Source organism: Sulfolobus acidocaldarius DSM 639 (genome assembly GCF_000012285.1).
GTDB lineage: Archaea > Thermoproteota > Thermoprotei_A > Sulfolobales > Sulfolobaceae > Sulfolobus > Sulfolobus acidocaldarius.
The window spans coordinates 1682667-1709551 of the sequence record NC_007181.1 but is presented as its reverse complement, the minus strand read 5'-3'; the positions used below and the strand labels follow the sequence as shown (position 1 = coordinate 1709551).

General features: G+C 36.2%; 22 protein-coding genes. 8 read left to right on the top strand and 14 right to left on the bottom strand.

Features of this window, described 5'->3' with window-relative positions:
• Positions 1-35: 35 nt before the first annotated feature.
• Both SACI_RS09190 and SACI_RS09185 read right to left on the bottom strand, forming a co-directional pair.
• Entirely contained in the window at positions 36-1562 is a 1527-nt protein-coding gene (locus SACI_RS09190) for a hypothetical protein (RefSeq protein ID WP_011278713.1), read from the bottom strand.
• A 145-nt stretch (positions 1563-1707) separates the two neighbouring features.
• A complete protein-coding gene (locus SACI_RS09185; protein WP_011278712.1) occupies positions 1708-2772 on the bottom strand; it encodes a glycosyltransferase family 4 protein in 1065 nt (354 codons plus the stop codon).
• A gap of 144 nt (positions 2773-2916) precedes the next feature.
• On the opposite strand from SACI_RS09185, the gene SACI_RS12095 reads away from it, so the two are divergent.
• From SACI_RS12095 to SACI_RS09165, 5 genes are all read left to right on the top strand, one after another.
• Entirely contained in the window at positions 2917-3057 is a 141-nt protein-coding gene (locus tag SACI_RS12095; RefSeq protein ID WP_015385713.1) for a hypothetical protein, read from the top strand.
• 822 nt (positions 3058-3879) lie between these two features.
• Positions 3880-5808, top strand: coding sequence for a hypothetical protein (locus SACI_RS09180; RefSeq protein ID WP_011278711.1), 1929 nt, complete (start codon positions 3880-3882; stop codon positions 5806-5808).
• 669 nt (positions 5809-6477) lie between these two features.
• Positions 6478-7863 (top strand): oligosaccharide flippase family protein, encoded by a 1386-nt coding sequence (locus tag SACI_RS12090; protein WP_011278710.1) that lies wholly within the window; start codon positions 6478-6480, stop codon positions 7861-7863.
• A gap of 282 nt (positions 7864-8145) precedes the next feature.
• Positions 8146-9255: a glycosyltransferase family 4 protein gene (locus SACI_RS09170; RefSeq protein ID WP_011278709.1), complete on the top strand. Its 1110-nt coding sequence runs from the start codon at positions 8146-8148 to the stop codon at positions 9253-9255.
• A 532-nt stretch (positions 9256-9787) separates the two neighbouring features.
• A complete protein-coding gene (locus SACI_RS09165) occupies positions 9788-10915 on the top strand; it encodes an MFS transporter (protein ID WP_011278708.1) in 1128 nt (375 codons plus the stop codon).
• 250 nt (positions 10916-11165) lie between these two features.
• Here SACI_RS09165 and tsaA read toward each other — a convergent pair whose 3' ends face one another.
• The 3 genes from tsaA to SACI_RS09145 form a co-directional block, all read right to left on the bottom strand.
• Positions 11166-11588 (bottom strand): tRNA (N6-threonylcarbamoyladenosine(37)-N6)-methyltransferase TrmO, encoded by a 423-nt coding sequence (tsaA, locus tag SACI_RS09160; RefSeq protein ID WP_011278707.1) that lies wholly within the window; start codon positions 11586-11588, stop codon positions 11166-11168.
• A gap of 541 nt (positions 11589-12129) precedes the next feature.
• Positions 12130-12786 carry a hypothetical protein gene (locus SACI_RS09155; protein WP_011278706.1) on the bottom strand — a complete coding sequence of 219 codons (657 nt, stop codon included), beginning with the start codon at positions 12784-12786 and terminating at the stop codon, positions 12130-12132.
• Positions 12787-14801: 2015 nt separating this feature from the next.
• Positions 14802-15515, bottom strand: a complete 714-nt coding sequence (locus SACI_RS09145; RefSeq protein ID WP_015385709.1) for a class I SAM-dependent methyltransferase — start codon at positions 15513-15515, stop codon at positions 14802-14804.
• Positions 15516-16518: 1003 nt separating this feature from the next.
• Between SACI_RS09145 and SACI_RS09140 the strand changes: the two genes are divergently transcribed.
• The 3 genes from SACI_RS09140 to SACI_RS09130 are packed head-to-tail and all read left to right on the top strand — an operon-like array spanning position 16519 to position 20230.
• Positions 16519-19128, top strand: coding sequence for a hypothetical protein (locus SACI_RS09140; RefSeq protein WP_230937931.1), 2610 nt, complete (start codon positions 16519-16521; stop codon positions 19126-19128).
• On the top strand, positions 19125-19862 hold the full coding sequence (locus tag SACI_RS09135) for a hypothetical protein (RefSeq protein ID WP_011278703.1): 738 nt from the start codon (positions 19125-19127) through the stop codon (positions 19860-19862). The genes SACI_RS09140 and SACI_RS09135 overlap by 4 nt, the downstream gene beginning before the upstream one ends.
• A complete protein-coding gene (locus SACI_RS09130; protein ID WP_011278702.1) occupies positions 19847-20230 on the top strand; it encodes a type III-G CRISPR-associated protein Csx26 in 384 nt (127 codons plus the stop codon). Before SACI_RS09135 ends, SACI_RS09130 begins: the two co-directional genes overlap by 16 nt.
• Here the strand turns inward: SACI_RS09130 and SACI_RS09125 are convergent.
• From SACI_RS09125 to SACI_RS09085, 9 genes are all read right to left on the bottom strand, one after another.
• Positions 20216-20902: an RAMP superfamily CRISPR-associated protein gene (locus SACI_RS09125; RefSeq protein ID WP_011278701.1), complete on the bottom strand. Its 687-nt coding sequence runs from the start codon at positions 20900-20902 to the stop codon at positions 20216-20218. The genes SACI_RS09130 and SACI_RS09125 overlap by 15 nt on opposite strands.
• Positions 20899-21216: a clan AA aspartic protease gene (locus SACI_RS09120; RefSeq protein ID WP_011278700.1), complete on the bottom strand. Its 318-nt coding sequence runs from the start codon at positions 21214-21216 to the stop codon at positions 20899-20901. Before SACI_RS09120 ends, SACI_RS09125 begins: the two co-directional genes overlap by 4 nt.
• Positions 21213-22397, bottom strand: coding sequence for an RAMP superfamily CRISPR-associated protein (locus SACI_RS09115; protein ID WP_011278698.1), 1185 nt, complete (start codon positions 22395-22397; stop codon positions 21213-21215). Before SACI_RS09115 ends, SACI_RS09120 begins: the two co-directional genes overlap by 4 nt.
• On the bottom strand, positions 22394-22657 hold the full coding sequence (locus SACI_RS09110; RefSeq protein ID WP_011278697.1) for a hypothetical protein: 264 nt from the start codon (positions 22655-22657) through the stop codon (positions 22394-22396). Before SACI_RS09110 ends, SACI_RS09115 begins: the two co-directional genes overlap by 4 nt.
• 252 nt (positions 22658-22909) lie before the next feature.
• Complete coding sequence (locus SACI_RS09105; RefSeq protein ID WP_011278696.1) at positions 22910-23320, bottom strand: hypothetical protein; 411 nt, start codon at positions 23318-23320, stop codon at positions 22910-22912.
• A gap of 207 nt (positions 23321-23527) precedes the next feature.
• Positions 23528-23725: a hypothetical protein gene (locus SACI_RS12280; RefSeq protein ID WP_015385707.1), complete on the bottom strand. Its 198-nt coding sequence runs from the start codon at positions 23723-23725 to the stop codon at positions 23528-23530.
• Between the two features lie 34 nt (positions 23726-23759).
• Positions 23760-24527: an AAA family ATPase gene (locus tag SACI_RS12275; protein WP_015385706.1), complete on the bottom strand. Its 768-nt coding sequence runs from the start codon at positions 24525-24527 to the stop codon at positions 23760-23762.
• Positions 24528-25011: 484 nt separating this feature from the next.
• A complete protein-coding gene (locus tag SACI_RS09090) occupies positions 25012-25458 on the bottom strand; it encodes a hypothetical protein (protein WP_011278695.1) in 447 nt (148 codons plus the stop codon).
• Positions 25445-26635, bottom strand: a complete 1191-nt coding sequence (locus tag SACI_RS09085; RefSeq protein ID WP_011278694.1) for an AAA family ATPase — start codon at positions 26633-26635, stop codon at positions 25445-25447. Before SACI_RS09085 ends, SACI_RS09090 begins: the two co-directional genes overlap by 14 nt.
• Positions 26636-26885 lie beyond the last annotated feature (250 nt).

The following is a 26885-nucleotide window of genomic DNA, read 5'->3' as shown; positions in this document are numbered from 1 at the left end:
TTTATTTTCGGACCTCTAATACTTAAGTTACGTGTTCACACTATTAGATAGTGGATGAGAATTATTATACAAAACATTGAAGACAATCCTAACTCATAACTGTACTTTTTAGTTATAAGATATGAGAAGGAAAGTAATATAGGAGGTAATACATAGGTCCATGTAATTCCAGGAATTATAGAGACGATTGATATTACTGACAAGGGTACTAGATCATGAATGTCAAATTTTTGTAACAAGTATGACACAGACAGGAAGACACTTATAATTGAAAAGTAAAGTGTGTGGCTAAAAAGGATTCCCATAATAATAGTTAGAGCGACCACAATAACATTAAGGCTATCCTTAAGTTTAATCCCCCCTAGGGCGAAAACTGGGTTAAAGAAGAGTGCCAATACGGCTGAGAGCGAGAAGTGAACGAAAGCGTTTCTCTCCCTAAAGATAAAAACAGCGTAAATAACTGAAAGGGTTAATGCCACATATGATAGTGGGAAGACAAGGTATTGAAGCGCTATGAAAAACAGGATAATCTCTATAAGTAGTGAAATTATACCTCCTACTATTCTAGCATTCATAAGCTTAACTAGTTTTTTAAACCTATTCGAATCCGTAGTCCTTAATATCATGCGTAAAGTTGAAACTATTATTAAGGCTATGGAGGAGTAAACTAAGCTCTGGTATGACCCTTGAATGAGTAAATAAAGTGAAAGGGGTATGAGAAAATACTGTGAGTAAGTTAATACCTTTCCCTTCTCTAGAAAGTAAATAACTATGAGTATTAAGATTAAGGGAGGAAAAACTGATGAGAATATAGACAGTCCTGCACTGACCAATACCATTGAGATTGTCCTAAAGTATTTCTCGTATCTGTTATATACTAAAGAGAGCAAAATAAGTAGTAGACCATAAATCCCTTGTTTAAACCCTTCTACATAAAGTAATATGCTAGTAGAGAAGAGGGCTGGTGGAAACACAAGTGCTGACCCTAATGATACAAGAAATGAGGGTAATGGAAAATACGAGTACAAGAGGGGAAATATAGCTGATAATATGGCGATGGCATGATATCTCGTGACTTTTATTTTATATAGAGTTGTCAGAGATAGAACTCCAAACAATATAGTATAGAATGCTAAATCATAGGGGACATAGCCTTGTGTCGCAAGTATTAGCATTATTATACCTCCACCTAAAGTACCTCTAATATCCACACCTAATAGTAGGAATGCAGTTAGATACAAGATAAGGTATTTTTGAACATCACCTAGGGGGAGAATGGAAACTCCCAAGATTATTAGGACTGAGGATAATAACCTAGAATACTTACTCGCCAATATTCCTATTGAGGATAGAGCGTATATCATTGGAACATAGCTTGTCTCTAAAGGATATACCATAGGGATTAGAAATGAAACTATTGATGCATAAGGGAGCAGTCTTTGCTCATCTAATAAATATGTTAATCCTACAACTAATAGTGCTAAAGGTAAGGAGTATTTGGTATTAACTAGAGACGCTATAATTAATAGCGCAAGGATCAGTGCACTCCTTAAAGAAAACACAAGTTTACATCTTCCTAGTAGTTTATAAGCTTATTTGGATTAGGGAGTAGTTTTACAAAGTTCTTAAATTCTCCGTTAAATCATGCTAAAGAAAGTGAGGCAGTTACTTAGATTACACAGAGAACTTGGGTGAAACTCCTTACCATTAATCGTTTTCGGTAATTCTCTTTAAGTAGTCATAGTATTTATTGGCTGCAATGTTCCAGTCGTATTTTAAGGAAGCATGGTAACTATCCAGAGACATTTTTTTCATAATATTTTCATCACTCAGTATGTAGTCAATATACTCGGCAGCCTTTGTATAATCTTCATAATCTACCAGAAAGCCGTTTTTCCCATGCTGTATTATCTCAGGTAATGAGCCAACAGAGTACGCTACTGCAGGAGTTCCAGAAGCATTCGCCTCTGTTATAGTCATACCCCATCCCTCAATGAATGAGGTAGATAGGACGACCCACGCAGACTGGTAAAGCTTAATCTTTTGATCCTCTGGAATTCTCCCTAAGTAGATAATATTGTCAGAAGAAGACGAAGCTTGGATTATTTGGTTCTCGATGTCCTTCTCGCCTTTACCAACAATAATAAGCTTAGCTTTAGTTTTCAGCATTTTGAATATTTTAATTGCATGTAATGGGTTCTTATACCTTTTCAGTCTTCCTATCCATAAGATCATAGGTTCAGGGGATTTCTCTCCTGGTCTGAATTTGTCATGATCTACACCATTATGAATAACCTCTATTTTATGCTCATCTATTTTTAGTAGCTTAATTAAGTCAAGCTTTGTTGAGTGTGAAACAGCTATAATCCTTTTATACTTCTTCAAATATCTTTCTAGCTTTTTTACAACGTAAGCCAAAGGCTTAGATAATTCATAATCAACTACATATTGATGTACATGATGCACTAAAGCTACAGTCCTCTTATTAACTAGATAAGAAAAGAAAGGAACAGCATGAGCTACACTATCCATAACAACATCGTAATTTTTAGCGTATTTTAATGAGTGAAAGTGAAGAGTTACTTTGTTACCTTTATGAATTAGCTTTATACCGTCAATCTCGTTCCTCCCTTCCAATCGGGTATTTTCACTTAGCCAATGAATTTCTATACCATTCTCCATTAGTCTTTTACTAACTTCATATATTACAACCTCAGAGCCACCAGCATAAGGATGGAAGATGTCCCTATGATTTACGACGAGAACCTTCAAGCTTACTTAACAGTGCTCTCTCAGACTTATATTATTATTTCATTTAAACTATAGGAATATTACTCGCTTGGTTAGAACGAGCAAAAGCGTCTTAATCTTAAGCCTCACTCTCAAGGTAGTTCACTGATTGTAATTCAAGATAAGTTGCTAAATGCAGTAGTTGATCTTAAGGAAGGTTTAGCGAACTTTAAGAGGTATATTAACGCTGAGTTTATACAGGGTAGTATCCCTGAATACCTGCAGGCTAAATTAACAGTTTCGAGAGATCTAATGGTACTCACATAATTTATTATATAACGAAATTGTCTTTAAGGTTAGGACTCTGGTGAAAGGTTTAATGATTAAGAGCCAACAACTAAAGTGTTTCGACCTAAATTTTTCAATAACTCTGATAAAGTATGGGAACACATCATTTTTGATATATTTAGGGGGGAAAAATTTTGTATATAAAGATTTTTACTCTGGGAAAAAAGTATAAATTAACTTGGTAATAAGTTTGAATTATCGAAATGAAGATTAGTTTTAATAAATTTAGTATGGCTAAATATTAGCAAAATATACATGGTAGAGTATGAATTTAACACCGACCTGGACCCTAATTAATACATTCGCGTCTTAGTCTAGGAAGCGTAAATTTGTATAGGTTGAAATGTAATTACTTACAGTAAGTGATGAGGAAAACGTTGAAGTTTACAGTACATAGGTAGCTAAGGCTATTGGATCTTCTCTTAGCTCTTATGATTTAAGGTAACATAACTTTTAGGCTTTCAATAATATATCGATAAAAGGCGTCAATTCTTAATTACATCGAATTACGTTTGTAACATCCTCGAAACTTAAAACCTAACTTCAAATTTCTCTCCAAATTTTCATAATTACAGGACGCCGAAATTTAGAAGCTTAACCCTCACTCAAATTATTGGTTCCTCATTCACCTTCATTACTATCATTATGGTATATGCATCTTAATGATCTGTTCTAGAGAAAATCATACTGGGCTCATTTAAAGCATATACATGGGAAGAGTCCTCTTGTGACCTAAAATCTATTGTCCTTTGACGACTCCAAATGAATATCTTTTTTATCCATTTTGTTTAATACCCAATGATGATCACGAGATGGCTCCTTAACAACAAGGGATTAGTGATCCTTATAATATTGGATACGGTACTTTTCCACTCGCTTATAAGCTTTGATTACAAGGCTTACTGGGACTACACTACAATACCTTATTTCATCAAACTTAGCCCAACCTACATATTTAACTCTATGATAGGGATAACCCAAAATGTAGGAACCCCATTTAATATAGTGTTCTCCCCAGGCTTAATGTTAGTCTTTACACTCTTTCTTCTGCTAGGTAATCTTGGGATAGGCCTCTACTATTTCCTTTACATCCTCTCGTACTCTGTGGGGGTTTATTACCTTACGAAAACCCTGTCAAATGACGATATGATATCCTTAATGGGAGGTTTAATAGGGACAATCAACCCAGGGGTAATGAATATTATCGTAGACACGCCAGGAGCTTTATATCTAGCTTTTCTACCCTGGTTTATTGGACTATACTACAGGTATAGATCTTTAAGGAAGAAAAAGTATTTATATGCCCTATCTTTTCCTTTAGCCCTCTCTAGTGTCTATGGTCCGACTATAGTAGCCTTAGGAATTTCAGTAATCTCCCTGGAGACCTATTTCTTAGTTAGAAATAGAACGAGAATCAGGGAGGAAGTTTTCGTGGCAGGAAAAGCCATATTGTCGACGGTGTTATTCTTCCTTCTCTCTCACTTCAATGCTATCTTTGATATTAATTACACAGTAAATATGCTGATGGACTACAGTATACCACCAAAAATTCCAGGGTTCAATATAGTAGACGTCTTGACATATAACACTGCGCTTGGATACCAGAGGGTCTTCCAGAATGTATCGACTATACTTTTTGGTAATGCGTATCTGGAAATATTTAATTACCTGTTAATAGCTTACTCTGTCCTTTGTATTATATCCCTCTTAAATAGAAAAGTTGAAGGTATATTTCCTTTAACCTTTCTCATATTAAGTTTAGGAGTCATGAGCTATTCAAGTAATTATCTTGGTCTTTATAGTCTATTCCAATCAATTTTCCCAATACTAACTCACGTGAATCCAGCCGAATATACTGTGTTACTCTCCATATTTTATTCAGTTTCAACCGCCTACTTGAAAGAGCTACTCAATTTTCCATATAGGTTATTGTTACCAGTCATGGTAATCCTCCTTGTCATAATCTCAATTATACCTATGTCTTTATTTCTAAATTCAATGTGGACTCCAGTAACAGTACCTCAGGAGTTTATTCAAACCTATAACTCCCTAAATGGTCTTGTGTTGTTTGTCCCTTCTGTATACGCAATAAACTTTAATTATTATCCTTATGTGAACTCTGATGAACAGTTTCCAATATGGTTTACTGTAACTTTTTTCAGTATGTATCCTAACTACTCTATAGTTCCAGTGCCACCAATTCCTAAGCAGCCTTACTACCAACTTGTGTACTCTCTATATGCGGGTAACAAGACTGAATTTATGCAGTTAGCAATGGAGAGTGGGTTGAAGTACGTAGTATGGTTTAATTCTTCAACTTATAAGAACTACGATGTCCGTTTTGCCTTTTTGTCCAAAGAATTGAGCCTGCAGGAGTTGATTAACACGACTGGATTTAACATATATAAGAGCATAGGTAGACAGGTGGTAATACTTCAATCACCATACCAAGTTAATTTGAGTCTTGAAGAAAGACCTTTCGGATTCCTAATTCAGTTCAACAACCACTCATCATTTATTACAACTCCTTTAGTATATAGAAACGACTATATACTTTTTTCCAATGGAGAATTAGTAAATGACAAAGGATTTCTTGCGGTCAAAACTAATGGAAGTTCAGTCTTCATAACCTCATGGTATGCGATAATAAACCTGCTGAATGAGATCGTTGTTGTCGTACTACTCATATTAACAGCCCTCCTTATCTTCAGGAAAAGGAAGAATGATTAATTAAAAATTACTTACGGCTTCTGATTTTTGTGAACTATTTATCTTATTACGTAGAGTTCTCTCCTAGATTTCACTAGTGAATCAAAAAGTCTCGCACTTATAAGCTTAAGTTTAAGAGCCTCTAATCCTTGAATATTCGCTTTGGTAAAGTTAATAAAATATTTAGAATCATAGATAACTAAACGATCCTTATCTTTAAGGTTTTCACTTAGGCTTGGTACTAATACTTATGAGCTTGATATCTCCTTTTCTTTATATCTAAGGTAACAAATAGTCCCTTAAGTATGTCGTATATTACGTTGTAGAATGTCAACCCTCATATCATTTATATCTGGACTCACAATTTAATTTCAACGTTATTTTAGAGGTATACTAATCATTTGAGGTATCAAGAAAGTCCTTAAAAAGACGACATTTAAGCTTTCATTCCCCTTGATACGTATGAGACTTGTTCGCTCTTAATTAATTCCTCAAATAAAAGTGGACTTACCTTATCTCCAGAGTATACCTCATGGCCACGTTTATTTTTCCCTAATTAATAATTCCTATACTTATCTATTCTTAACAAGAGGTAAAGCAAATTATCACGATCTAGAATATTTCATTCATTATAGAACTTTATATATTTTTAGGAAAGACTTTATAAAACTCTGTAATTAAATTAGTGTAATGAATCCTATTAGCGGGGCTCTTAAGTTTTTATCCACAACAATTCTAAACGGAATCTACGCCTTAATCTTCTTCCTTCTTGCAGCAAGATTTACTACACCAGAATTTGTCGGAATGATAGCAACAGTTCAACTTTTAGAGGTTTTCGTATCAAACTTTACAGGTTTACTCTCATGGTATGTAGCGAGTAGGGAGATAGCATATAATTTGAATAAAGATAAAAAACTCCTGGACGATATAATTTTAACCTCCTTAGGTTACCCCTTTCTGGCAATCCCCTTTATATTTCTTCTTGCGTTCGTCTTACCAAGATATGTAGTTTTAGCCGTACCTTACATGTTCCTTTACTTGTATGGTAACTATCAAAGATCCGTTCTAGGTGGACTCGGTAAGTTTACTGAGGCCAACATAGGTCTAGTCATTTTCTTAACCTTCAGATGGTTGTTTTCGATTCCCGCAATATTTTTCAACAATTTCGAAATTATTATCCTTATATGGACTTCGGGAGCACTCTTACAGGCTATTTATTATTGGTTAAAGCTTCCTAGAAAGCTAGAATTCAAAACTGGAGTTGCTTCTAAGTTGATTAAGGAGGGGCTTCCCATATATATCTCCAATGTCATAAACTTTATTGCTTCTCAGGGAGATAGGTTGATAACTGTATACCTTTTAGGCTTGTATGACCTGGGAATATACCAATTAGTTACCTTAATGTCAACATTTCCTAACAATATGCTACTTTCACTTATCAGCTCACTTCTTCCCTCTTCAGCCTATTACCTGTCACTGAATAAGGACATGTCTTACATGACATCATTGACCCTGAGATTTTACGTCCTATTATCAGCCCCCACAGCTGTAATTTCTTATGTCCTCTCAACAGTATTTTTAACCACTTTCTTTCATGAGTATTTGCCAGGTCTTTTAGTACTACAGCTCCTGGTAGTCGCTCTTTCAGCTCTCTCTCCGTTACTCTACCTCTCAACTCCAATTATCTCCCTGAAGAAAGACTATAAGCCCTTACTTTATGTGGGAGTAATATCTGGAGTTGAAGTGTTGGTGTTGTCACTGTACTTGATACCCCGTCTAGGGATTTTAGGTGCTGCCATAGCACAGGTAGTTAACGCACTCACGTCTTCAATTCTACTACTGTACATTTGTCTCAGACAAAAGGCATTAGTCCTTGGTAGTATGGAAAAGAGGAGTCTCCTGTTACTGCCTATTCCCTTCTTAGCGTTTATCTCTTGGGAAGCGTCTCTGGTTATCTTACTGGTAGCTATTAAGTTCTTGAAAATCATTAGCCGTGAAGAAGCTATTTTAACACTTAACTTATTACCGAGACAACTAAAGTTATTTGGAAAAATCCTTTTACTCATATCAAGTTAAGTTACGGGCTCTTTAGTTGTTTTAACAGAGTTATCTCAACTGGGTTCTTTTCCATTAGGTTTAGTAATACTCTAGTTGAAAGTAGAGAGGTTAGATTGACGTTGATGTCTTACCCTCTTCATAATTTTCTTATTTTAACTGTTGAGAGAGGTGGAGGTAATGAAGAGCCACTTAAATTGAAAAATGTCTAGTATGTAGATTAATACAATTAATATGTTATTCAAGGTGTATATAAACAAAGATAATAAACTTTATTAATGTATAGTTGTCTTGAAATAACTAATGGACTTTGTCTTCTTTACAGATCCACTGACTTCAGTCTATGGTGCAGTGAGACCTGCTTTGACAGTTTCAAAGGAACTTGCAAGAAGAGGGCATGATGTGACCATTTTAACCCCTTATAGCATGTTAAGTGACTTTCATAAAGTGAGGATTGCGGAAATAAAAGAAAAAATACAGAGGAGTGGTAAAACTGTCTTAACTAAAATACCACTACTCAGAGAGTGGATGAAAGCATTGATCTTACCCTACGTACACGAGAGGGAGAAATCAGAATCTTTAGTCATAAACACATCAAGTTCACTGATAACTGAGGCAGATGCATATTACGGACAGGGACAGATCACGAAAGCGATAGACGATATGTCACAATCACGGGATTTTCCACTCCGTTATAAAGTAATATACAAGTTTATCAGGGGAATGCTAGTCAACCTCGAGAAGAGACTAATGATGCAATTTAGAGAAAACTCAGCACTTTTTATTACTAACTCAAACTTCACTAAAAGCCTTTACGAGAGCTGGGGGATTAAGGTTGACCATGTAATATACCCTCCCCTAGATCTAGAGGTCTTCAGACCAACAACCCAAAAGCCAAGCAGGGACTATGTATTAGCATACTTGGGTATTAGAGGAAAGGAGACTAACCTAAAGGTCATTAAAGAGTTAGCTAGACAAGGTGTTAAGATCAAGGCTTTTGGCAAATCATCTAAAGAATACGAGAAAGAGCTAAGCTCCCAAAACATAGAAATTTTAGGATATGTAGACGATAATACATTAGTTGACCTCTACACCAATGCTCTCTTCACTCTTTTCACTTTCACCCATGAGCCCTTTGGGTATATACCAGTCGAAAGCATGGCATGTGGCACACCTGTAATCACTTATGATAAACAAGGACCAAAAAACACTGTGAGCCATAACAGGACAGGATGGTTAGTATCTAATGACGAGGAGTTGGTAAGAGAAGCTATAAGGATATGGAAGCAAGGTTATGACGAGAGTTCAATTAAAAATAAGTGTTTAGCAAACGCACAGGAATATGACGTCAAGAAGATTGCTGATGAGTGGTTGAATTGTTTAAACCAACTACGTTGTGGTGTCAAGAGTTAAAGATAATCAGCAATGTTACACAGAAGTTACCATCGGATTCTTAGGGTATTATCAGGGAAAAGAAGAAATGAATAAGGAGAAGTATGTATGTACATACGTATCTTCGCATATGATTAGTAATGCATATAGCCCAATTCTAAGCAGGGATTAAATTTCTAAATTAGTTCATTACACAAAAGGATTCTCATATAAAATATATATGTCATTTCCCAGTGGGTTCTTGTTAAATAAGATGCGGGACTTTACCTATCACCATGTAATGTTATCTAACCGTAGACCAGTCCCAGACCAATTTATTGAAGATTGATGAACTGCCCCATGTTAGTTACTAACCGATTTATTTGAATTACTTATTTATTTTATCTTGATAGACTTCTTTTACATAAATTACGCTTACAATGCTCCAGCTTCATACTCGAAGAAGAGACTCTTCATATTCATATTCTCTTACTTGACGGATACCCCTCTCCTAACGACAGTTTAGTAAGTTTGCTAACAAACATTTTTATTATCACTTACTAACAGGGATTTTATGGGTGACGCCAGCAAACACATACAATTGACTTCTTTACTCCTGATATTCTTGTTCTCAGCTTTGGCGATCTACTCAATAAGCTTTGTCTTACCCACTCTTATGCAAATATACGGTGAGGCTGTGGCGTTTTCAATAGCCCTGAGCTGGATAGGTGGAGGTATAGGGGGTCTCATAATGGGTGTTTTCGGTGACCTGAAGAGTAAGAGGTATGCCCTTTTACTCTCTATAGTACTCTTTGCACTACCCATGTTGGCAAATGTCGTTCAGCTGAACATTATAGTGTTCTACATAGTGTGGTTCCTCATAGGGTTTGGAGTTAACGCTGTAAACGGGATAAGTTACGTCTATGTTACTGAGCTTGCCCCATCTAGAACCAGAGGGTTCATAGGGAGTATAATGCAGGGCTTCTACTTCCTTGGGGCAATATTAGGTCTTGTTACATCTTTCATAGTTAAGGGTGATATCTTCGTTTATTTCTTAATAGTTTCTATCCTCTCACTACTCAGTATACCACTGTGGGTGTTTATTCCTGAGTCCAAGTGGAAGGGTAACTTCTCCTTTAAACTACCAAGGGATATGCTTAAGGTGACAGTGTTTGGATCAATTTTCTCAATAGGCTCATTCCTATATCTAGTCCCCCTTGTTTCCCTAAGTTTTACCCTGTTCTCATTTCTAGGCTCTAGGCTTTACGTTGTTATTTTCTCAGCCTTTATACTGGGGATGATAAGCTTCATGGTGTCTGGGAGGATTTCAGACACGGTCGGTAGGAGGTTGTCGAGTTACATATTTGCAGGGATAAGTATAGTGTCGTCTATCACACTCTTCCTGGGAGCTACTCTCTCTGACCCAGTTCTGCTAATTGGCTCTTTCATAGTTCTGATAGTTGGGTCTTCATTTTTTGCCTACTTTGGGGTATGGATGAGCGAGGTGTACCCTGTAAACTTCAAGGCGACTGGTACCAACATTACACTCTTTCTGGGTAGACTGATAGGTGGAGGATTTGGGGTGACACTTGTACTTCTGCTACCGTTTGGGCTGGGGAGGGACTTGGCGATATCTACAGTCATATCTTCAGTTTTAGTCCTAATGTCGGCAACTCAAATACCTGAGACTGTTAAAAAGTGATTGGAGACGTGTAGGGAGAACTGTTTTTCAGTGAGACCTCACCTATTGTGTTGTCCTCTTTTGTTTAACCCAGCGAAGTCTCTCCTCCTCAAGTCACAGTTAGATTACGAGATTCCTGTATATCGAGGGTTTTAAGGGCAGTCTGTAAGGTAAGAGTACAAATCCTCTCATTAGTGGGTTTTTGTCGACAATTAGTCAAGTACATGAACCTATGCAGAGAAGAGAAATAAAACCCATTACTTAACGCAAACTAGTGTTGATAGAACTTCTTCAACCACCAGCCTGGGACCCTAATATTCTCTACTCTGTCAAAGTAGTCATAGGGCTTTATATCGAGGACTGGAGTACCATCAACAGCGTTTATACCTCCAACCTGGAGTATATTACCCTCTACCTTTAGTAACTCGACAACAGATATCCCTATGGGATTGGGTCTCTCGTGGGTCCTAGTGGCGAACACTCCTACCCTTACCCCCTCATGGAAATCTCTCACCAGATTACCGTCAAATTGGGATAGGTGGAGGTGGTAGACGATTATAAGGTGTGAGTAGTCCTCTATACCCCTTAACCCTTCTTCATACTCCTTGTCCACGACAATCTTCACTACACTCCTCCTTGACGGGGAGTTGTCTTCTCTTTTCACGTAGCCTATGTACTTAAAACAACACGACATTAAAGAAGTCTAGACCGACAAATATTTAATCCTTTTCTAATGACGAGGAGAGAGGACCTTGTATTATGCCTTCATATACATAAGGTAAACATAACATATTTACGTCAATAGGACTGCCGCTTAACATGAAAGGTGACACGTCAAACTTCTGTAAAGTCTTTTTAAGTCTGATAAAAATGTCGGATTCCTCAATAGCTCGAAAAGTCCCGTTCTTGAAGTCTAATTTAGGATAGCGTGAGGACAACGATAAACTACATGGAGTGTAATAATGGAAATACTCCTTTGACGTTATTGTATTTCTAGATCATTTATCATTCAAAACTTACTGAACACCTTTATTGCTAAAACTCCCTGATAGATTGGATTAGTTGAGGAATTAGTTTTTATCCATACTCTTATATATCTCTGTCGACTTTATCTAAAGTTCAGCCGAGACATTCAAAATGTGAAAATAAAGACGGCTGAGTGAGAATTGAGAGAAAATTTTTCTCCTTACAAAAATCATGTTATAAAAAATAAAAGCAGTTTCAGAATGTGCTGATTATGATAGTGCAAGGTTTACAATTCCTAATACCTGGTTCTCTCCAATCATTGGGCCTTGAATAACAACCGAACTGAATACGTTATTTCTTACTCCCGCGCCATAGGAGTAATCAAAGAGCGAGTAGTAAATGTATGATTGGCTCACTGACGCGTTAGGATAAAGTGATGCAAAAGCCTTGTAAATACTGAATTCTTGATTTGCCTCACTTGAGTTGGTAAACACCATTGTCAATATGTTGACAGTGGCATTTTGTCCGTTAATATTACAGTTTAGGAATTCCACTACTCCTGAGAATATAACTTGGAGCAATGATCCCCTTAATGGAACAATTCCAATAAGACTTATTGAGATGTTAGATAAGTAGGTAGTGGTATGGGTTCCATTAACATACGTCAGTTCATACTCTCCATTTGCTAATTTATTTATTTGGACTGACTTATTGGACTCTATTTGACAACTCCCGCCTAAAGCAGATCCTACACTACTTGCAGGGATTATCTTAGCCTGTGCACTGGTGCTGAAAAAGGAGAAATAAACCACTAATCCCACAACTATCACTACTGCAAGCACTGTTCCTAAAATCACGTACTTTAATGGTCTTCTAGGGGGAGGGGGTGGGGGAGAGCTTGGAGTATTTGGGGGCGGAAATGACATGATAGATATAAGTTTAACGGCATTTATAAAGATTATGGACTCTTTTTATTATAAGTCTTTTCATGTATACGCAGAGATAATTAAATTTTCATGTGCTAAAAGCATCTAGGTAGAGTGAACTTTAATCTTAGCGCTCTCGCTGAGTTTGCAGATATGATCTCACTTATAAAGGATGAGCCCTTAGCCTCTCTCGTGTTGTAAACCTGTTTGCTCTACAAGGCATTAACACACATACTTACTTTTAGAACATAAGAATAACACAACTTTCTTAATTTTGCAAAGATTAAGTCCTACCTCCCCTTTCTTACAAGAACTTTTAAAGTCCATAGTTTTCTCCTTATTTCATCACAAGATCGATATGGCATATTACTAAGCAATAGATCGAGATAATCAGTTAACCCACTAAAGGCCATGAAACATTGCTAATTTAACCATAAAAATTTTCCAGAGATTAAATACTAGTATGCGAAGTTTTTCATAATCCCATTTCAAGTAGGCTGTTTTGTGAACTCCTTGCATATTTCGTTCTAAGCCTCTGTGTGAACGTCTTCTATTGACTCTAAATCCATTTCTGTAAATAACCTTGAAAACTCGTTACCGAAGAAAATAGCCACTCATCGGCTCTCTTCTTAAACTTCTCACCTCTCGTACTCCCACACGTAGAAATCTTGATTCTCTAGCACAAAACTATTACTTCGAATCTACCTTTGTGGTTAAGACTACTAGGGAATGAGCTGTTCTACGAAACCCTGTTCTCATTATATCCATATGCGGTAAATGTTTTATTATAGTATTTATTATAGTATTGGAGAAAAGGTATAAATCATAATAAATCCACATTTCAGTGGTTACTTCATGTTAGAGTGATCCCAGTCTATTTATTGCTCATGTTAATCATCTCAAGTCTAAAGGTTCTCGTGACGTGTATATACTCTCATTGAATTGTTGTATTATGACGTTATTTCATAGAAGAAGAGGTGGTGGAGATCTACTTTATTTTACTGTTTAGTAGTCTGTTCGACTCCTTAGGTCTTTTCTTACCTATCCTTAACCGAGAGTAAGAACGACTTTTCGTATCCTATTTTATTATCAAAAATTATGTTATCAAAATGTATCAGACCGGCTAATTAAAGGTTTAAGTCTATATCGTATAAAATTAACGCAAATAGTTTTTGAAAGACTACACTAGTACTTTAATAACTAAATGTGATTTAAAGGTACTAAATACAGCTCTATCAACGAGTACTTTAAAGACATTCCTATACACATGTAGGGAATTGTACCCTGACCTTCTACCATGAATAAATAAAACCCTTTTAAAAAACATAATATTATACGATCTGAAAAGTTTACTAAGTACGCAGTTATATACCCAGCCATAGAACGTAGTCATTCCTCAAATCTAGTTGTACACTAAAAAATTTCATTCTCATGGTAGTGGAGACTAATGAGAATATCATAATGATCCATAACAACAGTAAAATTATTACTTTTAGAATCATTGTTTGGTACTATACCCTCTTTTTACTCACATAAAATATATAAGATATCCATGACCTTTGATCTCATATTCCAAAATCTTCATTCTTTTTCATAGATCTCAACGTTAACCCTTCTAGGTATAATAGCTTCCTGCTTAGGTTTACATGTCTTCTCGCTCATGGGATACTTTTCAATTTTAAATAGGCTTCCAAAGCGGACATCATCGCCCTTTACCTTCCTTTCTCGTCCTGGTCAAAACAAATCAAACTGATGTGGGAGTATTAAAGGCGTAAAGGAATTTTGTGTTATAGGAGTTGAGCCATGTTTATGTTTTCCTACAACTCTCTCATCACTTACTTTAGGTGATATCAAAGGTGCCTTAACTTGAACAGTTATGCTTTTGGTTTGACTGCCAAAGATGTATTTAAAGTGAAATTCCTGCTCCTTTAAAGAGACTCATAAAAATTAGTTGCTAAAACAAACCTTATGACTCATTTGTGTACTAACGATTTAAGGATTTAATGTTCCATTATTTAATGTTTTGAACCTAAAAATATGTAAACTGTTCCAAGAGCTTTTTCTTCAAAGATCTTTAGGTCAAGGATTTTACTTATAATGTTTCTCAATTGGTTATTTGTGGGTATCCTCTGATAAATGTAGAAAATGTATTTGTAATCCCTTGATTTAGCTCCGACCAGACATGCTAAGTAAGGCTGAATGTAACTTAAATAAAATGACGCATACTTCCTGTACATCACGTTATCTGATTTCCCCATTGCTATCACTCCCACGCAATTTCTGGACACCCTAGCCATCTCTTTTACTACTTCCCCTATATCATCTGCAGAATGTAAAGCGAAACTGCTTACTACACAATCAAAACTTTCATCTCTAAAAGGTAATTTATAGAATGACCCTTGAACTCGATCTGTTTTAACAAAAGAGTTTAATAACATATTTTCAGCATAATCAACCATGACCGTTTCAGCTTTTATCATTTTATTAATGACATAAGATAGTTCACCCTTACCGCATGCAACATCTAATATTCTTCTTGTATCAGGATAGTAGTAAGATATATATTTTACCAGAGTTGCCCTCCATTCCACATCCTTAAAGAATGAAATTAAGGCGTTAGCTCGATCATAAAATTTTGGTAGGTCGTTATAGATCCGCTGCAATTCCTCATTACTAATTCTTGGCACGTGAATAAGAATGTAATACCTAACTTTAAAGCTTTTCAACACTAAGCGAACTAGTGAATAACCCACTTTTATAATGTGAAGTAGTAGAGAGATTTTTTATATGATAAATAATCCTCTTTTAAGTGAAAGATATTTATTGATGGTAGTATATTTTAAGTAGAAGCAGATATTTTTTACAGTTTTAACTAGATTATGATAACTAGAGTAAAGATTTAAAAACCTCATTAACTCTATATATTAGACCCTCAATTTAACTTTCCCTCAAATCTTTAAAGCCTCTTCTGTAATTCTAGCTTCTTAAATTCCTTTACAATTTTGACAGCCTTAATTTTTCCGTATATATAAAAAGCGTTATCAGAGTTTTTACCTTCATAAATGCAATACAACCATACACAGAAAACATGGAGAAGAATACTTCAATAGGTTTCTTAAAATGGAACCTCATCTTAACCTATGAATAAGTATTTCTTTTACCTACAGTTAGAGTTATGATGCGATCCATGTCTAAAGAAAGTAAAACGTCTCTTTTTATAACATTTGGCAATGGTGAAGTTAGATACTCCGTAATATGACTCATCAACCTTTCTTCTAATATCGAGGATCAATTGCCGTTGTTTAATGGAAGTCTTATTCTGACCGCTTTAACGTTAAAACTGGTCTACCAGAGATCACGCGTAGACATAGTTGAGGAAAAAACAAAGGTAGAAACGTGAAAAATTATTGTACTATAATCATACAGACGAATTTGTATACCTCTCACAAGAATCATAGTTAATAGGAGAAAGTAAGAGAAGACTGATCTTTTCTCATAGTTTATATGAGACGAGGTTCAAAGGAATAACAAGTTTTTACGTTCATTAGAACTAGGGAGAACATAAAATGTTTTCATGTCAACTTAAAGAATATACGTCCTAATAGGGTTAGACCCTTCAACGACGTTATCGAAATTTTCATTCTAACACAAATACTTGTTGCAAAGTGCAATTACACTACTAGTATGACGAGTAGGATAAAGAATTTATTTTATAGTTCATTAATTCTACATGTGGGTTCACTAGGTCATGATGAAGTACTTAGAAATTATATGTTGGCAGATTATGGGCAAAGCCCTGTAATGTGTTATATACATGACCTCTTTAAGGGTATTTTACCAGCAGGTAGAGATAAAAATGACTCTACTTACTACGAGATATGCGACCATATTGCAAGTATTGCAGAAGAGTCGGAAAAACTAATAGAGGCACAGTCAAGAGACCAGGAGCTCTTTAAAAATGTCATGAATGATTTGCCTTCAAAAATAGTCATTTCCTTTGATTTAAGGGGGTTTCCGATTTTATTAGAGGAAAATAATGGAAGATCAATCAAGGTAGAAAGATCATTGTTCCAAAATTGGTTTAAAGACCTTAGTAGTGAGTACGTAAGGAATTTTATTGACTTCAAGTATGGTAATGGGACTTATGATCAACTACGTAATATTGCAGAAAATGGTAAGCCGTTTGACATGAAAACTTTTAGTTCTCTAATTGACTCGATCAAGTTTTTTCCCCAGAGAAGTTGGATTTCTGGTAACGATATATCTGTTTTAGCACACCTTAAGGGTGCTTTATTAGCAGATCTATTGTTTAGGAAAGGCGTCGTGAAAGTGTTCAGCATTTCTAATCCTTTCGAGACCGATCTAAGAACCCTTAAGGATGTAAGGGGACTATATATCATTACTAATATTTTCCTGTATCATCTTAATCTTTGCCTGTGGGATAAACTTAATATAGATTTTCAAAAGGCTCTAGAGAAGGTTCTAGACACGGAGAATTTAGGGCTTTATGCTTTCCTAAATATGTCCATAGTAGACTTCTTCAACTCATTCGTGTTCAACGTATACATCCATGAATCTGAGGAGATTAATCCTAGTCAAATAAAGAGCTTTTTAACTGTCTTCTATAACGATGAAAAATCTCTAGAAGAATGTACAAAGACTAGTCTTAAAGATACCATTGAGACAATATACACACATGCGTGGCCTAAATTAGTATCCGACAAACCCCCTAAACGCACTGAAAGGAAAAGCGATATAATATTAGTAGTCTCAGAGTTAGGTAAGGTTGAAAAGGACAGCGAGGATAAGATAAAGTTAGCTGAGAAAGTTAATGAATTACTGAAAACCACAGATCATACCGATTATTTCAGGATCATTAAAATTGAGTACGATGGAAGTATCACTTCGGATAAGTTATGTGATAAGTGTAAAGTCAGGAAAGCCGTAAAGTTGGAAGATTCCATATGGGATGAACTTAGGAGCATGTTTATTGTCAAGGAGGATGAAAGGCTTTGTGACATTTGTTTAACCACTAGAATAGCAAGTAGCTTAATTGGAGAGGTTAGGCAACAGACTGGAGATGAGGGATTGTATCTAAAGAGGACTGAGAAAATTTTAGTGAGACAAAGCATCGATGAATTTGCAAAGGGGAAAGATCTTATTTACCTTGTTTTCAAGTTAGATATGAAGCACGTTTTAAAGGACAGAAAAATTAGTATATCAGATTTCTTTGAGGTTAATAAACTAGAAGTTAGCCTAAATGAATTCTTGTCTGAAATTATAAATGTAATTAAAGGCATGACCGAAAAAATAAAAGATTTTTACCCTGTAAAGAAAGATTGTAATTTCAATCAGAATTTTCAAGGATGTATAGAATTATTCTTGAGGAAATATTTAGAAAAACTATCTAGTTTAAGTAAACCAGACGCAGACACCATTTCTGAATTTTTAGTAGAGTGTCTGTGCAAGTCTGAAAATGGAACAACTCTCAAAGGTATGATAAAAAGTATACTAATGATAAATGGGGTTGACAAGTCAAAAAAGAAGGATAACATGTTAATAAACAATATAGCTCGGAAGACACTGACAAATGATCCAGAGAATGAAATGAGATTAAAATTTTTTAAAAAGCGTCTAGAATTTGTAAAGATGATTAGTGCTGAAAACAATGAAATGATTGATATATCCATCTCTTTAGATAGGACTTTCTCACTAAAGATCCATTTCTCAATTCTAGTAGAATATCTTGAATACCTACTAATAAATAGCAACATAGATTATATCACTTTGATACCTTCATCATCAACTACTGAGTATTCTATGCTCGCTATTAAGAAAGATGATTTACCAAAAGTATTAGATTTAATAGGCAAGGTCTTTGGTATCTTTGACACTCCTGGTAGAGCTCAGGAAGCAATCCTTGAACATTCAATAAAAATTTTCCTTATAAAGGCAAAGCCTGAAACACCTCTATATATGGTATTTAGGCTCTTAGACAGAGAAGTTACAGAGATTAATGGCAAGGACGATATCAGGGTAGTAGATGTGGTGCCAGTGATATTGAACAAAGGTGGTATGCCCATAGGTGACCTTAATTCTTTCAGTTATAATGAACTATTTACTGCTTTCAAAAGGATATCTGAGCATGGAGATCCTCAGAAGCTCAATGAATTCGTAGTATCTTCTGCGCCAGATGTAACTTATCCAGAGTTCAGGGAGTATAAGAAAGTAGAAGGGTTTGAGAAATACGTAAAGAGGTATTCATCAGATCGAAAACCATTCTCTGTTAAATATGAAAGAGATGATATTATAATGGCATACGTGGCGAGGTTGTTGGCATGAAATTGTTAAAGGCTGTTCTAAGGGCATACAATGGATATAGAGCGGATGTACTACCATCTACGACTATTGCAGGTGGTTTAGTCTACGGTATGGTGATAAATAAGGACACAAGGAGTTATGATATAATGTTCACTAATTTCTACATCGTTAAACGAAATGGTAACAAAGTTAAACACTATGATAGATTAAGGATAAGGCTAGATAGAGTTGTGAACTATTCCATGCCATATTTGTACCATAAGCTAATCTCAAAGGATGGTCCGTATGTGGACTTTCAAGGTTATGTGATATCTAGTGACCTGCGATCCGTTGAAGATTTGTTGAAAAAGTATCTAGTTCTAGTTGGGAATAACTATACTGTATTCGAGATGGTTGAAATATCCGAGTATACGGCTAGAAGTAATGAGTTATGCGTTCACAATCTTCCTGTGAAAGACGTGGAAAGCCTAGGGGAATATAGAGGTTACTTAAGGAGAATTACTGTTCAAAGGTTTAACAACACTAATTTCTTAGGTCTAGATAGAAAAGTGTATTATTTTGATATGCAAGACAAAAAGGTAAAGGAGGTGCAAAATGATCGTAATGTGTTACTATGCACATTTAGGTACAACGAATCCAATGAATTTGGTAGTTTCTACAATAAATTCCCTGGTTCACTGGATTCAATTGAGCATTATACTAAAGAGTATGTGAAAGCGGGTACAGGAGTGATTGCGCCATGCGATGGATATTGAAGTATGACCCTAAGAGCCCTAAAATATACGCAATTAGAGTTGAGTTGGGTTCTAATATCGAGAGGAGTCTTTGGACACTGAAGTCGTTTATAAGATGCTATGCACTTCTATGCAACAGAGATTTTGACAGGAGTGTATTTGGTAGTGGTAAAAAAGACCTACCTTTCATGTCGAGGATTTTAATGTCTTATGAACCTAATGAATTAAAAATAATTTGCTTGATAAATGAGCAAGAGGAATGCGACAGACTGTTTAATATGATCGAGAATGCCCTAAATTACATAACTATTAAGGAAAATGGGAGCAGAAACATTATAGATAGGAAGAAAGAGGAGGAAATTTTATCGGAATGTTCAAGTACTCATTGATACTATTTTTGCATTAACTATTCCGAACCCTCTAGACTTAAACCTACCTAGTCTCACTACACTATCGTTAATTACACTAACTGCTCTCTTTATTACCTCCTGACACTCTTTATCTTCACACAAAACAGTGAACTCTATGGGATCTTTGGACATCATTACACTTAGACCTTCCCTATTCTCCTTATACTCCCTACTGAATTTTAACCCTTTAATCTCAGTAGTATTTAAAGGTCGAATTTGATAAATAATTCTGAGTTTCCCCTTCACACTACCGTTACCAAAAACTCTGCAGACCTTACAAGGTCTTTTTAGCTTACGGATTATATCACCTAACACTTCTAAATATACGCTTGCCTCCCTACTATTCCTGTTCTCTAACAGATCCTCTATATCAGAGCACATAAAACTTAGTCTAATTTGCTCCTCATTATGTATTTTTTTCTTTATTCTATCTATGTTACTTATAATGGTTTTGGAACTTAGAATTTCACATGAGACATCAGGATACCCGTAAACGGCTGCAGACCTCAAAAAGCCTTTTATTGTAGATGGGTTGATATAAGGATAACTATAAAATATACTAGCGTTGAACTCTACTTTTCTATCTGGAGAGGGTTCACCAGATATAACATAACCAGTAGATGGTTCTAACCTTATGACCAATTTAATCATGGGTCTTTGACCCCCTGGTTTTTGTAGTCTATCAATATTCCTAATTTAGAGAGTGCCCTCTCTCCTAGCAATGTCTTATTTATGTACACTACTGATATACACTCCAAAATGAGATTTTTTCCGTTAAAGACAACTTCCACAATTTTAGCCCTCGTCAGGTATCCCCTTCCATCGCTCAAGCTGACCGGAGGGCCGTCATATTCATATCCACCTATTTTACTGAATATATCGTGTGGAAGTAAGCACTCTCCGTCAAAGCCAGTATCTATCTTGAAACTAACGTTAATCCCGTTTAAGTTTAAATCGAGATTCATAGGTGATATTCACCATGTGTTTTTATTTGGTACTTTTTACCAGATTTATCAAGCTCACTTGTAATTTTCTTTAAATCATCAACAGATTTAACCTTAGTTACTCCTTCACCTTCAATAACCACCTCGTACTCTACCTCACCCTCAGTGACCTCTACCAACGAAGAAGTAAAACTACTCGGGTATAGCTTACTAATGATACCATTAACTATAGTCGGATTAGGAGCTGGCTCACTCTCCTTTAACCCTAAACGTCTACCCCTAAATAAGGAGTGTGTTGAAAACTCAATTATCTCAGGTGGGAGGTGCATCTCAAAGGTACCGTACCCAGCTGTACCCCTACCTCCTATCCAGACCTCTCCCCTCTCTGCCTTGGTCTTTAGTATTCTTAACATCTCCCTAACCTGGTTGAGGATAGAGTTATCTAGCACTGCAACAAAACCCAAGAATTTAACACCCGGAGGTATTATCTCTTCCGTGAAGATCTTCCCTTTTTCTGCAGTACCTGTCAATCTATTTATGGCTATATGAGTACTTCTCTCGATATACACAGGGAATGGGTCCACAGCTATTAAGTCCGTAAACTTGACTTTTCCCCTTACCCCTGAACTACCTAAAACATTACACACCTTACATATTTGGTCTCTCTCCATAAGCTTTAACCACAACTCTTTCTTTTTTCTCACACCTTCGTCTTCTATAATACTTAAATTAACACATTGGTCTAGGTCTGAAGTTACGTAACATGCGTCCTTACTGTTCCAACCAGTTACGTTTAAGTAGAGTATAATTAGCTCTGTAATGTCGTCAGGAAGATTTGTGTTTTTAATCAGCCCACCCGATATATACCTCCGTAGTTCGCTCTTCATTTCCTCAACCAGTTCCTTAACCGTATCGCCATGATTAACACTATATTCATTAATTATATTCTTGATTCGTTCTTTCTTAACCTCTCTCCTCTGATAACCTACATTATTCCATCTTAGGTATTTCTCATATGTTGACCTCAGTAAACCTTTAAAAGATGTCGCAGGTATTGCTGGAATATAGTAAACTTCGTTAGAATCTTGAAGGGGCAATTTATAAGTTACTATATCAGCAGAGGCGTAGTCAAAATATACACCCGTAGATCCTATCCTAGTTATCGACATGGTTTTTATTAATACAGGTATGACCTTAATCAATCATGCCCACCATAAAAACTCAGTATTATATCTCTCATCTCTTTAATTGCCTCATCGAGTTTATTCTGTATTAAAAGGCTAAAGGTTTTGTCAATTCTTGGTCCATACTCTTCATTTCTCAGGTACTTCAATGACTTTACGCTTAGGGCTAGTCTTTTTACTATTTCATCATTAACATGTCCAGATAGTTTGTATTGCATCACTACATTGAGTATTACCTTCAACTTCTCGATATCGTTCTCAGTCCTTTTGTTCTGCATAATTAAATATTGTTATAGGATTTTAAAAATTTAGTAAGTTAAACTTTACGTTAACCGTTCTACAAAGTTATTAAAAACAAAACACATTAAAGCGTAAAGACACTTGAGAACTATGAGATGATTAACAACCTATGCCTTATTAAATCTCATATAACATCAGGACTATACTGTTTTTATTTGTTCAAGACTCGAAGAATCTTTACCAACTAAACCTCTTCCCGACCTAACGAAATATCCTATAAACCTCACTAATCAACACCTCCTCATCACATGAGATGTTTCCATCCTCCATATTTTTAGGACAAAAATGCTACAGGCTCTAAACCTGTTCAGGAAAATATTAACAGTCATATGTGTCAGAATCACTTTATGTCTCCAAATCCTATATAGCGTACCAAAGGTTTCTATGTGATCTTTCAGCCAATATCTAGATATTACCAGAAGGTTGACGTCACTGTCATCTGTGTAGTCTCCTATGCCGTATGTACCAAATAAGATGACAATTTTAGATCTTACATCCTTATAAGGTTCAATAGCTCTTAAACCTTTTTCACCCAACTCACTATTACTCCAATGTAATTCAGAAAATTCTCCGAATAATTTTGTGTAGGAGTCTATGGAAATACCTTTAGTATAGACATGGGGATGTATAATAACTTCCATTTTTTAGAGGGGTTTACATACTGAGGTACTTTAAGGATTTATACCCTCCCGAAGAAATTCATGAGTGTGGGTTTAGCACAGAATCATGATAACAAAATTCCCATCTGCCTGCACGACAAAGTGAGGACGAGTCCCACAATCCAGTGATGAATTCAGAGGTGGTATATAGTAAAAGATGTCTACACATACCTCAATTAATCCCATTTTTCACAGGAGCTCCAACAGGAACCTTGGAATACTCTCTTCTGATAGCACAGTAACACCCCTTGGGTATCCCCTATGAGCCCTCCCACTCTTCACCTCTATCTTATACTCTCCTGAGACCACGCCTATTTCATAGGAGCCCTTGAAGAAGTAGACCTCACCGAACTTCCTGAACAGATGCTCTTGGACTACGCTCTCCAAGAGAGCACTGTTATTAAATTCTCTTCCTACCCACTCAGAGGTTGAGTGTAATATGAATGGATCCCGAAAGAACACTTTCTTTTCCTTTCTGACAGCTTACTTCGTCTCCCTCCTTTAGAAAGGCAATTCCAATCAGGAGTATGTCGGAGAGAAAATCTAGGTACTCCCTTACCGTGTTGTGGGAAATCCCAAGTTCATTAGCTACTGAATTGTAAGATATTGCTGAAGGTATCTTGTCCATCAGTGAGTACAGAATATCCTGAACTATTCTTGGACTCCTACTGTGCTTGTACACTTCAGACAATATCCCGTCGATTAGGGCACCTCTCGCATCACGGTTACCGTTAATAGACTTAGGAAATCCTCCCTTCATCTTATAATCTTCAAACAGAGCTAAGGCTCTGGAATTATCGTAGAGTAAGCCCTCTCTCTTGTGACCTAAGACCTCTGCAAATTCCGGGAAAGATAATGTGGGCACCTTAATCCCTTTCCCTTTACCCTTTCTTCCCGGAAACTTCTCTGGAACCTTTGTTAGACCTAGCGTGGAGGAACCGCTCACTATGATAACATCATCCTTAAACTCCCCCTCGTCAAGGAAGAACTTTAGTACCCTCCACCACTCGTCAACAGACGTAACCTCATCGAGGACTATTAAGTTTTCAGTCTGACCCCTTTTCTTCCTCTCTTTGATCACATTCCCTAAAATCCTCCTGAACTCTGAAAGGGATGTGACATAGTCCAGATCCATGTAGTAGATAGCCATTGGCGAAAAGTTCCCCCTCTCTATTACCTCCTTTATCAACAGCTTTAGTCCTGTGGTCTTTCCAGTCTGCCTAGTGCCATAAACAAAGTTTAAGCTGAAGGGCTCTAGAGAAAGCTCGCTGATCCACCGTGGAGTCCACCTGTACTTCTGAGAACTCCACTCTGCTAGGTGCTTATCCTTTGACTCCCAGTTCTCGTAGAACCACCAAGGATTAATCCTGTTTATTACTTCCTTATTTGATAGTTTACTGACAAGATATTTATAAACCGTTGTCAGTGGACTTACAAGTATTTTTTTAATAATTAAACAGAATAAAGGTAATTATACGAAAACTCCCGATGAGGCAAATATCACTGAGAATTTCTGAATACCTCGCTTCCCTGAATTAAAAGGCTCTCCCAATTTTATTATCTAACTCAAATTAAATTTGAGAAACGACACTTCATTCAAATAATTAAAAATGTATAGAGTCGCTGTGAAAGTAGGAAAAGATGTTTCAGTTATATTTTCTATTACTTACTCTTTAACTCAACTCAGTTGCAGTATTTATCAGATTCTTTGTACTTTCATCTTTAACCTCATCCACATCTAGGCAAACGTTTGTAATATGGATCTTGTACTGTTTCATTGCCTCCAATAACATCTTATCTTCCTGTGCAGTCTTAGCTTTACTACAGTCTGAAAGGAGTATAAATGCCCTTCTGATCTTTGCATCGATCCTAGACTTAGAACATGTAATCTGGTCTATGGCTTCTTTCAGATGCTTTTCGTTTAGCTTTTCTTTGATTTCTACCAGAATTGCCTCATAACTTTCATTATTCTGGCTTTCGAAGCAATACCTCTTTCTCTCTTCTTCATTAACTTTCATAGTCACACATAGCGCATCGACGCTCTTTCCAATCCTGTAGAGCTTATCATATTTTATGCACAAGACTCCTTCTCCAACACTTATCAGCTCATTTAGTTTCAATATTCTCGTCCTCCCTGCTTATCAGCTCTTTTATACCCTTATCAGCCACAGGGAATATAGTCTTAAACGTTTCTACATAACCTTCCTCATCTACTTTCCTTTCTTCTAACACACCTTCTACAATCTCGTAGATCTTCGAACCCTTAGATAGCTTTGCTACATACATTGGTATCCATTCACTGTGAGTAGTTATAAGCAACTTTTTAGCTTTTTCACGGGCTAATCTTTTTGCTACCTCAATCTGTGCATTAACGTGCAAGTTTATTTCGGGTTCTTCTATTATCACCGTCTTCAATAGCGGATGCTGTAGGGCAAGCTCCACAGGGATAAATTGGTATATTCCAGTAGACACCAGTGAAGAGTTCACCTCTTTTCCCTCTTTAGACACCTTAATCATCAGCTCCTTATTGACCTCTATTTCATGACCAAACAAAGTAAATTTAGTATTAGGCGTTATATACTTTAGAAAATCGGCGATTAGGGGCTTAACTAGGCTAGCGGACACTGGAGGTAGAATTAGCCTGTTTAAGTTGCTTGGCAGATAAAATATTGATGCTATTCTCTCAGTACTAATGTATGCCACAGGAGAATAGGAAGGGTCAACTAAGAACCTTGTGAGGATAAAATTCCCTATTGAATTCTCAAGACATATCTCTGGTCTGTTACCCATTACCACAATTTTACCGTCTGGGCTTATGGAAGTAACACAGCCTGGAAAGTTATTGGAGGTCTTAAATATTTGGACGTTTAGGTTTTCTCTCTGGTCAACTTTTGGAATTACTTCAACGTTTTCCTTATGTAGAATAATTTTAATTTTTTCGTTTTCTACAACACCCTCAGTCTCCCGAAATCTTATAAGCTCTCCGATACTGGCTCCAAATATAGAAGTTAGTGTCCTTTTAACTGCTGCACCGATTAAATCTTTATTCTCTTCCATTATGTCCTTATAATTTACTGGAATCTCGAGGGAGACCTCCCTATTTTCCTCTATCTTAGCAGGGAGCTCTAGCTTATACTTTAAGGGTCTGTCTACCATGATCAATGGATTAAGTAAAAAGTACACTAACGCGGCAATGAACGTCTTTCCGGTCGCATTTCCACCAACTATCACGGCTTTATCAGAAAACTCGAGGTCAGCCTCCTTAATGGGACCAATGTTGTTAATTCTTATTTTCATACTTTGTGTTAAAACTTGCCAAGGTAAAATACTTTCCTAAAGCCTTTTCTAGAAGACATAATTAAATATAGCCTTTATACTGGCTTTAGATATGAATTATTTTCTTCTTTAAGTATAGCTTATCCTTTATTTGGGGTTATGGGAAAGTTGGTAATACTGGTAGATAAGGGATTAGATAGGTTTCTAAACCTCTACACTTCACTGCTTGAGCGGTGTACTACACCTCTGATCCAACATAATAAAGTAAGGA